This is a genomic window from Streptomyces sp. Ncost-T10-10d (assembly GCF_900091955.1).
GTDB lineage: Bacteria > Actinomycetota > Actinomycetes > Streptomycetales > Streptomycetaceae > Streptomyces.
The window spans coordinates 1-11,086 of sequence record NZ_FMDF01000124.1; the positions used below are offsets into that span (position 1 = coordinate 1).

Genomic DNA, 11,086 nt, shown 5'->3' on the forward strand with positions numbered 1-11,086 from the left:
CGGTCGTCGCCGCCGACAGCGCGGGGGCGGTGGCCGCGCTCAGGGCGGGCAAGCGCCGGCCGGCCGGCGAGGCCGCGCCGGAACGCCCCCGGCTGGCCTGGCTCTTCTCCGGTCAGGGCGCCCAGTACGCCGGCATGGGCGCGGCGCTCTACCGCACCGAGCCCGTCTTCCGCGACACCGTCGACACCTGCGCCGAACTCCTCGCTCCGGAGCTGGGCCTGGACCTGAGGCAGTTGCTGTTCGCCGACGGCAGCGGCCCGGACACCGAGGCCGCGCAGGCCGAACGGGAGGCCGCCGACCAGCGGTTGCGCCGCACCGTGTACACCCAGCCGGCGCTGTTCACGGTGGAGTACGCGCTGGCCGTGCTCTGGCGCTCGTGGGGCCACTCTCCCGACGCGATGGTCGGCCATTCCATCGGCGAGTACGTCGCCGCCACCCTCGCCGGGGTGTTCGAACTCCCCGACGCGCTGCGCCTGGTCGCGCTGCGCGGACGGCTGATGGACGCCCTGCCGGCCGGCGCGATGCTCGCCGTGCAGCGGGCGGCCGAGCAGGTGGCGCCGCGGCTGCCCGCTGAACTGTCGGTGGCCACCGTGAACGGGCCGGGCGTGTGCGTGGTGGCCGGGCCGGCCGACACGGTCGCGGAATTCGCCGCGGAGCTGGAGGCCGACGGCGTCCGCAGCCGCGAGCTGCGCACCTCGCACGCCTTCCACTCCGCGATGACGGACCCGATCCTCGCCGAGTTCACCGCCGCCGTGGCCGCGGTGCCCCGGCAGGCCCCACGGCTGCCCTTCCTGTCCAACGTCACCGGGACGTGGTTCACCGCCGAGGACGCCGCGGACCCGGCGTACTGGGCGCGGCACCTGCGCGGCACCGTCCGCTTCGGGGACTGCGTCGGCACCCTGCTGGCCGACGGCGAGTGGGCGTTCGTGGAGTGCGGCCCGGGCCGGCAGCTCGCCGGACTGGTGCGGATGCAGACCGGCCGCGACGCGCTGGTGCTGCCCAGCCTGCCCGGACCGACCGAGTCCGCCGACGACCCGACCGTCTGCTACACCGCCGCCGGCACGCTGTGGACCCGCGGATTCCCGCTGGATTCGGAGGCGTTCGGGCAGCGGGCGGCCCGGGTGCCGCTGCCGGCCTACCCGTACGAAAGGGTCCGCTGCTGGATCGAGCCGGATCCGCCGGAGACCGCGGCCGCGAAGACCGAGGAGACCACCGGTGCGGGTGCCGACGACCGGGTCCCGGCCGATCCGGCCGAGTGGTTCCAGGTACCGGTGTGGCGGCAACTGGCCCCCACCCCCGCGGCCCGGCCGGCCCCCGTCTGCGTGCTCTTCGACACCGAGGACGGCACGGACGGCCTGTCCGCCGCGCTGACCCGGGCCGGGTCGGCGGTGACCCGGGTGCGCCCCGGCAGCGGCTACGCCCGCGACGGCGCGGGCGGCCACACCGTGCGCCCCGCCGAGCCGGACGACTACCTCGCCCTGGTGCGGGCCCTGCTGGCCGACGGGGTCCTCACCGAGGGCGTGCGAGTCGTACACGCCTGGTCGCCGGCCCCCGGGACCGGTGAGGGCCGCGTCGCGGCCGCCTGGTCGGCCCAGGAGCACGGCTACCTCAGCCTCGTCTGCCTGGCCCGGGCCCTGGCCGCCGAGGCCGCCGACCTCCCCGTGCACCTCGATGTGGTCACCGCCGGGGTGCACGACGTCGTCGGGGGCGACGCGCGGCGCCCCGAGCACGCGACCGTGGCCGGGGCCGTGCTCGCCGTCAACCGGGAGCTGCCCGCCGTCACCGCCCGCCATCTCGATCTCGACGCCGGGCAGGCCGGTACAGGCCGCGCCGCGGACCGGCTGGTCGCCGCGCTGTGGCGCGACCCCGGCCACGACCGGGACCGGCCGCTGGCGCTGCGCGGCGGCCGGCTCTGGGTACGTGGCTTCGACCGGGTGCCGCTGCCGGACGGCGGGACCGGCCCGTGGCGTACCGGCGGCGTCTATCTGATCACCGGCGGCTACGACGGCCTCGGGCTGGGGGTGGCGGAGGACCTGGCGCGCCGCTTCCGGGCACGGCTGGTCCTGCTCGGCCGCTCCGGACTGCCGCCGCGGGACCGGTGGTCCGCGCTGCGCGGCACCTCCGGCCGCGCCGGCACCGCGATCGCCGCCGTGGAGCGGATGGAGGCCGTGGGCGCGGAGGTGCTGCCGGTGGCCGCCGACGTGTGCGATCCGGCCGCCCTGCGGCGGGTCCGCGAAGAACTCCTGGGACGGTTCGGGCGGCTGGACGGCATCATTCACTCGGCGGGCCTGCCGGGCGACGGCATGCTCGAGGTCAAGACGCTCGACGCCGCTCGCGCGGTGCTCGCCCCGAAGGTGGCCGGAACACTGGCCCTGCAGACCGCGTTCGGGGACCTTCCCCTGGACGCGGTGGTCCTGTTCTCCTCGGTGGCCTCGGTGGTCGGTGGCATCGGCGACACGGACTACACCGGCGCCAACGCCTTCCTGGACGCCTACGCCGCCTCGGCGCACGGCTGGTCGGCCCCGGTGTTGTCGCTGGGCTGGGGCGCCTGGGCCCGGATCGGGATGGCCGCCCGCTCCACCGCACGCGATCGTCCGGGCCGGCCGACCGGCGCCGTACCGATCGCCCACCCGGTGCTCACCGAGCTGGTACCGGCCTCCGGCGGCGCCCCCGCGTACTGCCGCGGCACCGTCTCGGCCGAACTGCACTGGCTGCTCGACGAGCACCGCATCGGCGGGGTGCCCGTGGTGCCCGGCACCGGGCAGCTCGAACTCGTCCGCGCGGCGGTGACGGCGTGGCGGCCCGCGCCGGACGGGGAGAGCGAACTGGAGCTGTCCGACATCGCGTTCACCGAGCCGATCAGCGCCGCCGACGGCACGCGGACGGAGGTCCGTGTCGCACTGCGGCCGGACGCCGACGGGGTGGAGTTCACCGTGTCCAGCGTGCGCGACGACACCGTGCGCACCCACACCCGCGGCCACGCCGCGTGGGTCCGGCCGGACGGTACCGCGCGGCTCGACCTCGCCTCGGTCCGCCGGCGGTGCGCCGAGTCGGCGGCGGAGGCCGAGCGCTTCGACGAGCAGCTCGGCGGCAACCCGGTCCTGACGTTCGGGCCGCGCTGGCGCTGCCTTCGCGAGGCGTGGATCGGCACCGACGAGGAACTCGTCCACCTGGTCCCGGCCGAGGCGGACGGCGCCGACTGGCCGCTGCATCCCGCACTGCTGGACGTGGCGACCATGCCGGTCGGGCCGGGCGGCGGCGGTACCCGGCTGCCGATCGGCTACGGCCGCGTGCGCATCCACGCCCCGCTCGACTCCGCGGTGTGGGTGCACCGTTGGCGCGACGGCGCGCACGACGACACCGCCGCGGTCGTCTCCTGGGACTTCGCCGTCACCGATGACGAAGGACGGCCGCTCGTCACGGTCGCCGACTTCATGCTGCGCGCCGTCGAACCGGACGCGATACGCGCGGCGGTCGCCACGACGCCGGAACCCGCGGCGCCGGACGCCGAGCCCGCGGACCCCTGGGCGATCATGCCCGCCGACGGTCTGGAAGCGCTCCACCGGGTGGTGGCCGCGGCGCCGGCGGCACATGTGCTGATCACCCCGGGGCGGTACGACGCCATGCTGCGCGGCAGCGCCGAGCGGGCCGAGCGGGCCCTGGCCGTGCTGCGCGGCGAGAACTCCGAACCGGTCGTCGCCGGACCGTCCGGCCCGGGCATGGCCGGCGGCGACGACCTGACGGCCACCGTCGGCCGGGTCTGGTCGGCGGTCCTCGGCGAGGAGGACATCGCCGAGGACGACGACTTCTTCGAGCTGGGCGGTAATTCGCTCGTGGCCGTGCAACTGGTCGCGCAGATCCGCAAGGCCACCGGGGTACGGCTGCCGATGCGGACGCTGTTCGACGCCCCCACCGTCGCGGGCATGGCCACGCGCATCGCCGAACTGCGGGCGGCACAGCCGAGGCCGACGACCGCGCGCTCCGTTCCGCAGGCCACGACGATTCCGGTCCTCCCGCGCCCGCGCCCGAGCTGAACGGGGGCGGGCCGGACGGGCCGGCGGTCAGGGCCGGCCGGGCGGCTCCGGATCGATGATCTGGAGCCGCAGCTCGGAGGAGTACCGCCGGCCCTGCCCATCGGCCAGCCAGGCGTGCTCGGCCGTGGGCAGCGCCTCGGTGACGATCACCTCCACGTCGTCGCCGCCCTTGGCCCGGGCCCCACGCAGCATGGTGCAGAGCAGGCGCACGTACACCGGGCTGGTGAAGTCGACGAACTGCGGCTTGATGTCGGTGGCGACCCGGACGTAGACCTGCTCGGGCATGTCCGCGGCCCGCCGCCAGCGGCGGGCCGCCACGTACCGCTGCTGCTCGCCGGTGACGTCGGCCAGCCCGCCGGCACCGACCGTGGACCGCCAGGTGCGGCGGACGAGCACGAGGTCGTCCACCGTGATCCGTGGCGTGTGGCCGTCGGCGCCGGCCAGCTTCCAGGTGTCGAACGCCTGCAGGCCCAGCATGTTCGCGAAGACCTCGAGGATCGGCCACCGCCGACCGTCCTCCGCCCGGGCGACGAGTCCGTCCGGTACCTCCACGACGGTCAGGGCCGTGACCGGTACGAGCCGGTCGGGGTCCGCCCCCGGGGCCGGGACGAAGCCCAGTTCCACATCGTGCGGACCGTGCATCCAGTACGCGTTGCGGGAGCAGTGCCGCGGCCAGTCGTGCGGCAGCAGCAGACGGACCCGGCTGTCCGGCAGGTCGGCGGCCAGTGCCTCGCGCAGCATCTGCGGTTCGGGGTGGCCGAGCGCGAAGAACTGCGTGTCGAACGCGGCGGAGGCGATGTGCAGCTCGCCGAGCACGAGGGTGTAGTCGCCACGGGCCAGCGCCTCGGCGTCGGTGGCGCACAGGTGCACGTCCGGGCTGTGCACCCGTGCCTCGGACCAGCCCGGCCGGTCGGCGGGGAACGCCTCGGCGACACGGGCGCCGAGCTCCTCGGCGGTGAACCGCAGTTCGGCGGTGCCGTGACGGACGTCCTCCAGGCCGAGCACCGCCGTCCACCGGCCCAGGAAGTCGGCGACCACCGGGTCCGCGGGCCGCTCGTCGCCGAAGACCAGCGCCTGGGCCATGAACCACAGCTCCCGCAGCGGCACCTCCGCACCGCCGGCGTCGGCGGCCAGCTCGCGGTACAGCTCGGTGAGCGCCGCCGTGTACGCCGCCGCGATCCGGGCCGACAGCCAGCGCGCCGACTGCAGCAGCGGCGCCAGGCCGGCCAGCCGGGCCAGCACGTCCCCGCCGACGGTGACGTCCAGGTCGCGCACGCTGTCCAGGTGGCACAGTGTGCGGCCGGCGTACGTCTCGCCGGGCCGCCGCCGGGCGTCCTGGCCGGTGATGCCGGTGAAGGTGTCCTCCAACGTGGCCATGGCCCGGGCGAGTTCGTCCGGGCCGTCGGCGGCGGCCACCGCGTCGCGGGCGTCGCACAGCCGGTCCATCGTCCCCAGCGCCCACGCCCGGGCCCCGGCGTCGCCGATGCCGTCCAGCCGCTCGCGCAGCAGCCGTTCGGCGCCGAGGTCCATCGGCAGGTCGAAACCGAGCCGCAGGACCCCGGCGGCGGTGAGCTCGTCGAGCTGGGCGTACACGTCGGCCGGGCGGCGGAACGTGCCGGCCGCGGTCAGCCCGGACGCGAGCTCGCCGGCCCGCCGGCGCCCGTCGCAGCGGGCCACCAGCTCGGCGGCGCCGGCCGGCAGGTCCTGCGCGGGCCGGTTCGGCCACACCAGTCGGCGGCCTTCGAGACGCAGCTGCGGCTGCCTGGCCACGGGCAGCCAGGGACGCAGCCGTTCGTCGGACGCGATGTGCGCCGCCAGCGCGTCGAGCGCCCACCACTCGAAGTGCACCGCGGTGTCCCGGACGAGCGCCGGCCCGTGCCGGACCTCCAGTCGCGGACCGCCGTTGTCCACCGTCGACCAGCACATCGGGCCGAAGAAGCCGATCGTGTCGTTCTTGGTGCAGTACCGCTGCCAGTACTTGGCGACGATCTCCTCCCGGCGGCGGCGGCGTTCGTTCCGCCGCGCCGCAGGCCCGTCGCGCAGCACCCCGGCCACGGAGCTGAGCGCTCCGGGGTTCTGCCAGGTGACCGCCTGGCGGAACAGCGGATCGGCGCACACGTCGTGGACGGCCCGGCCCAGTTCGGTCATCGCGGCGGCGAACGCGGCGTCGACCTGGGCGGCTTCACCGGCACCTTCCAGGTGCCGGTCCACGGTCCGGGCCAGCTCCGGCGCGCAGAACGCGGCGACGCCGTCGGCGGGGAACCCGGCGGAGCGCACCAGGGTGTGCCGCCACACGCTCCACGAGGTGCCGGGCAGAGGGACGAGATGGTCGGACAAAATGGTCACCGGCTCCCAATCAGTGGATGCTGCGGGCGAAACGACGGACGGCCCAGGCTGCCGACAGACCCCCTACGACGACCACGATGCCGTGCAGGCGCCCTGCATCACCGGTTCCTCGCAGGCCGTGACCAGCCGCCAGGTGGCCGGGCCCTGGGCCACGTAGACAATCCGCCGACGCACTCGGCGCGGGTGCCGGCGCAGGTCGGCGCCGACCACCGTGGCCTCGCCGCCGTCCGGCGGCAGCAGCGTGGTCAGCATCCGCATCGGGGGCGACTCGCCGGCGCCGTTCGGGCCCGGGAAGCCGAATGTCTCCCCCTCGGCGACGTCCGGGGCGAGATCGCGCACCGCCGGAACGCCGACCTTGCGGCTGCGGAAGGTCTTGCACGGACCACGGGCCTCGATCACGACGTCGGCCCGGCATCCTCCATCGACCGCACCAGGCTCCGGGGCCGCATGTCCGTCCAGTGCGTCTCGACGTGGTCCAGGCACGCCTGGCGGCTGTCCTCCGGGTGCGCCACCGTCCAGCCCGCGGGCACCTCGGCGAACGAGGGCCACAGCGAGTGCTGGCCCTCGTCGTTGACCAGGACCAGGAAGCGGCCCTCGGCGTCGTCGAACGGATTGGTCATGGTGTTCTGCTCCTTCAGGGCTGTGGTCTCAGCCGGATGTCGAGCTCGGCGCCGATCCGGCGCAGGTGCTCGGGCCGGGTCATGTCGTCGTGCGCGCACGCGATCCGGTGCACACGCAGGTCACCGGCGGTGTGATCGGCCCAGGCCGCCGGCCGGGCCGCGCTGGGTTCTTCGGGTGCTTCGGTCGCGTGGAACAGGTCGATGTCCCCGTCGAAGAGCCCGGGGCGGTGCGCCCCGGCCAGCCGGGCATTGTTGGCCACCACCCCGGCCAGCTCGGAGGCCAGGTCGGCGGCCGTTTCCTGGCCCAGCAGGCGGTGCAGCGCGGCCACCGGGTCGACGGGGACGTCCAGTTCGCCGACGGCCGGCGGATAGGCGTCGAGCAGGGCCAGCAGCCCGACCGGCGCCCCCTCGTGCCGCAGCCGCACGGCCAGCTCGTGCGCCACCAGCCCGCCGTACGACCAGCCGAGCAGGTGATACGGGCCGGTGGGCTGTACGGAGCGGATCTGCTCGAGGTGGTCGGCGGCGACCTCGGCGAGCGAGCCGGGCAGCGGGCGGCCAGGAGCGGCGAGCCGGGACTGCAGGCCGTAGATCGGCCGCTCGGGGTCCAGGTGCCGCAGCAGGCCCGTGTAGCACCAGGCGAGACCGGCGACCGGCGCCACGCAGAACAGCGGCGCCAGGCTTCCCGTGGTGCGGATCGGCAGCAGCACGCCCAGCCCGCGTCCGCCGCCACCGTCCAGCCGCGCGGCGAGACCGCCCGCCGTCGGGTGCTCGAACAGCAGGCCGAGGCCCAGTTCGGCGCCGAGCTCGGCCCGGATCCGGCCGGCCAGCGTGGCGGCCAGCAGCGAATGGCCGCCGAGGTCGAAGAAGTTGTCGTCGACGCCGACGCGCGGTACGCCGAGCACCTCGGCGAAGAGCTGGCACAGCAGCTCCTCGCGGTGGCTGCGGGCGGCGAGGCCCGCGCGGGCGGCCGGCGGCGCGGGGAGCGCCCGGCGGTCGAGCTTGCCGTTCGGCGTCCGCGGCAGCGCCGCGAGCGCGACGATCGCGTTCGGCAGCATGTAGGGCGGCAGGGTGCGGCCCGCGTGCGTGCGCAGCGCCGCCGGGTCGACGCCACCGCCCGCCCCCGGTACGACATAGGCCACCAGCCGCCGGTCGCCGGGCCGGTCCTCGCGCGCGACGACCGCCGCCCGGGCCACGTCCGGATGGGAGACCAGGGCCGCTTCGACCTCGCCCGGCTCGATCCGGAACCCGCGGAGCTTGATCTGCTGGTCGGCCCGGCCGCAGTACTCCAGCTGCCCCGCGGACGTCCAGCGGGCCAGGTCGCCGGTGCGGTACATGCGCTCGCCGGGCCGTCCCCACGGGCACGCCGTGAACCGTTCGGCGGTCGGCGCGGGCCGGCGCAGATAGCCGTTCGCGAGCCCGGCGCCGGCGAGGTACAGCTCCCCGGTCACCCCGGGCGGGACCGGCTGCAGCCGTTCGTCGAGCACGTAGGCCCGGGTGTTGGCGAGCGGAGTGCCGATCGGCTGCCCGTCAACCGGGCCGAAGAGGCGGGCCGCGGTGGACCACACGGTGGTCTCGGTCGGACCGTACAGGTTGGTGAGCTCGCCGCCGGGGCCGGACAGCAGGCCGGCCAGCCCGGCGGGCAGCGCCTCGGCGCCGGTGAACTTCCGCAGCCCGGGCAGCAGTTCCGGGACGGATTCGGCCAGGGACTGCCACAGCGAGGGGGTGGCGTGCACGACGGTGACCGAGGTCTCCGCGCACCGCCGGGCCAGCGCCACCGGGTCGCGGACCGTCCGCGGACCGGCCGGCACGACGGCGGCGCCGCTCAGCAGCGGACCGTAGAGCTCCGGCACCGACATGTCGAAGGCCGCGGTGGTCACCGACAGCATCCGGTCGCGAGGAGTCAGCCGCAGGATGCCGCGCAGGGCGGCCAGCAGGTTGGCGAGGGCCCCCCGGCCGATGACGACGCCCTTGGGCGGCCCGGTGGTCGCCGAGGTGTAGATGACGTACGCCGGGTCGGAGGCGGACGGCGGCCCGGCCGGCCGGTCCGCGTCGTCGGGGGCGGTGCCCGGACACCCGGCCGCAGCCAGGTCGCCGTCGTCCGGCACCGCCTCCAGCACCAGATCGGGCGCGGCGTCGTCGAGTACGTGACGCAGGCGGTCGGAGGGGTGGTCGGGGTCCAGTGGCAGGTACGCCGCTCCGGCCTTGAGCACCGCGAAGACGGCGACCAGGAACTCCTCGGTCCGCGGCAGGAGCAGGGCGACCAGCGCGCCCGGGCCGACGCCCCGGCCGATCAGATGGTGCGCGAGCCGGTTGGCCCGCCGGTCGAGGCCGGTGTAGCTGAGCGTGCCGGTCTCGCCGATGACGGCGTCGGCCTCCGGGGTGCGCAGGACCTGCCGCTGGAACGCGGTCACGACGTCCGGGGCCGCCGGAGCCCCGGTGGCGTTCCACTCGTGGAGCAGGCGCCGGCGCTCGGCGCCGGTGAGCAGCCGCGGGCGGCTGATGGGCTGGTCGATGTCGGCGGCCATGGCGCGCAGCAGCATCCCGAACCACCGGTGGAACGCCTGCGCGGTGCCGCGGTCGTACAGATCGCCGCGGTAGCCGAGGTGGCAGTCCAGGCCCTGCGGTGCGCCGTCGGTTCCGCGCCGCTCGGTGACCTCGAAGAACAGGTCGAACTGGGCGGTGGCCGGTTCGACCGGCAGTTCCTCGAAGCCGCCGTCCGCCGCCGTGGCCGTCTGCAGCGACAGCACCACCTGGAACAGCGGATGCCGGGCCGGTGTCCGGGCCGGGTTGAGCGCCTCGACCAGGGACTCGAAGGGCAGGTCCGCGTGCGCGTAGGCGTCCAGGTCCGCCTTCCGCACCCGCTCCAGCAGCCGGCGGAACGTCGCATCGCCGCCGGTGTCGGCCCTCAGCACCAGGAAGTTGACGAAGCAGCCGACGAGCCGGTCCAGGGACGCGTCGCCGCGGCCGGACACCGGCGTGCCGATCGGGATGTCGGTGCCCGCGCCCAGCCGGGTCAGCAGGGCGCTCAGCGCCGTCTGCAGCACCATGAACAGGGTGGTCCCGGTACGCCTGGCGACACCCAGCAGGCGCGCGTGCAGGTCGGCGTCGACACCGAGGGTGACGGTACCGCCGTGGTCGCCGGTCGCGGCGGTGCGCGGCCGGTCCGTCGGGAGCGGGGTGCAGTCGGGCAGGCCGGCGAGCGTGCGACGCCAGTGCTCCAGCTGGCGGGAGTGCAGGCTGTCGGGCCGGTCCGGCGCGCCGAGCAGGCTGCGCTGCCACAGGGTGACGTCGGCGTACTGGACCGGCAGCGGCTGCCACGCGGGGGCGCGGCCCGCCAGCCGGGACTGGTACGCGGTGTGCAGGTCGTCGGCGAGGACACCCAGCGACCAGCCGTCACCGGCGATGTGGTGCAGGACGAGCAGCACGACGGATTCGCCGGGGCCGGCGGTGAACAGGTGGGCGCGCAGCGGGGTCTCCGTGGCGAGGTCGAAGCCGCGGGCGAGCGCCGTGGCCATCGCCGCGGGCACGTCCTCGGGGGCGCACCCGACGGTGCTCAGCGGTGCCCGGCCGCCGGCCGGCACGTGCTGGTAGGGGACGCCGTCGGGCCCGGTGGGGAACACCGTGCGCAGGCTTTCGTGCCGGGCCACGACGTCGTCGAGGGCGTGTCGCAAGGCTGTGGTGTCCGCGTCGCCGGGCAGCCTCAGTGCCAGCGGCATGCTGTTGTTGACGGCACCGCCGGCGAGCTCGTTGAGGAACCAGAACCGCCGCTGCCCGTACGAGAGCGGCAGCCGCGCCGGCCGGGCGGCCGGCTCCGGCCGCGGGCGCACCGGACCGCCTTCGCGGTCGGCCAGCTCCGCCGCCAGGGCGGCCGGGGTGGGGTGCTCGAACAGCGTCCGGACGTCCACGTCCACCCCGAGGGCGTCCCGCACCCGGCCGGTCAGCCGGGTGGCCAGCAGGGAGTGGCCGCCGAGGTCGAAGAAGTCGTCGTCGGCGCCGACCGCGGGCGCGCCCAGCACGTCGGCGAAGAGTTCGCACAGCACCTGTTCGGCCGGGGTACGGGCCGCCCGGGTGCCGGCCGCGGCGGGC

At 75.9% G+C, this 11,086-nt stretch carries 5 protein-coding genes; 1 reads left to right on the top strand and 4 read right to left on the bottom strand.

The features are described from left to right. Positions 1-4,034, top strand: a 4,034-nt coding sequence (locus GA0115254_RS19890; RefSeq protein WP_093896634.1) for an SDR family NAD(P)-dependent oxidoreductase, incomplete at its 5' end; no start/stop codon positions are given. Between the two features lie 27 nt (positions 4,035-4,061). On the opposite strand, the gene GA0115254_RS19895 is transcribed toward GA0115254_RS19890, so the two are convergent. From GA0115254_RS19895 to GA0115254_RS19910, 4 genes are all read right to left on the bottom strand, one after another. After that, positions 4,062-6,380, bottom strand: coding sequence for a lantibiotic dehydratase (locus GA0115254_RS19895; protein ID WP_218105563.1), 2,319 nt, complete (start codon positions 6,378-6,380; stop codon positions 4,062-4,064). A 63-nt stretch (positions 6,381-6,443) separates the two neighbouring features. Further along, complete coding sequence (locus tag GA0115254_RS19900) at positions 6,444-6,779, bottom strand: ATP-binding cassette domain-containing protein (RefSeq protein ID WP_093896635.1); 336 nt, start codon at positions 6,777-6,779, stop codon at positions 6,444-6,446. Continuing rightward, positions 6,776-7,000 (bottom strand): MbtH family protein, encoded by a 225-nt coding sequence (locus GA0115254_RS19905; protein ID WP_093896636.1) that lies wholly within the window; start codon positions 6,998-7,000, stop codon positions 6,776-6,778. Before GA0115254_RS19905 ends, GA0115254_RS19900 begins: the two co-directional genes overlap by 4 nt. Positions 7,001-7,014: 14 nt before the next feature. Beyond that, positions 7,015-11,086 (bottom strand): non-ribosomal peptide synthetase (locus GA0115254_RS19910; protein ID WP_141720870.1); only part of this gene is annotated, 4,072 nt, incomplete at its 5' end.

Coding starts and splice junctions, on each gene's coding strand:
- GA0115254_RS19905 (WP_093896636.1), bottom strand. CDS start 7,000: ATGACCAATCCGTTCGACGACGCCGAGGGCCGCTTCCTGGTCCTGGTC.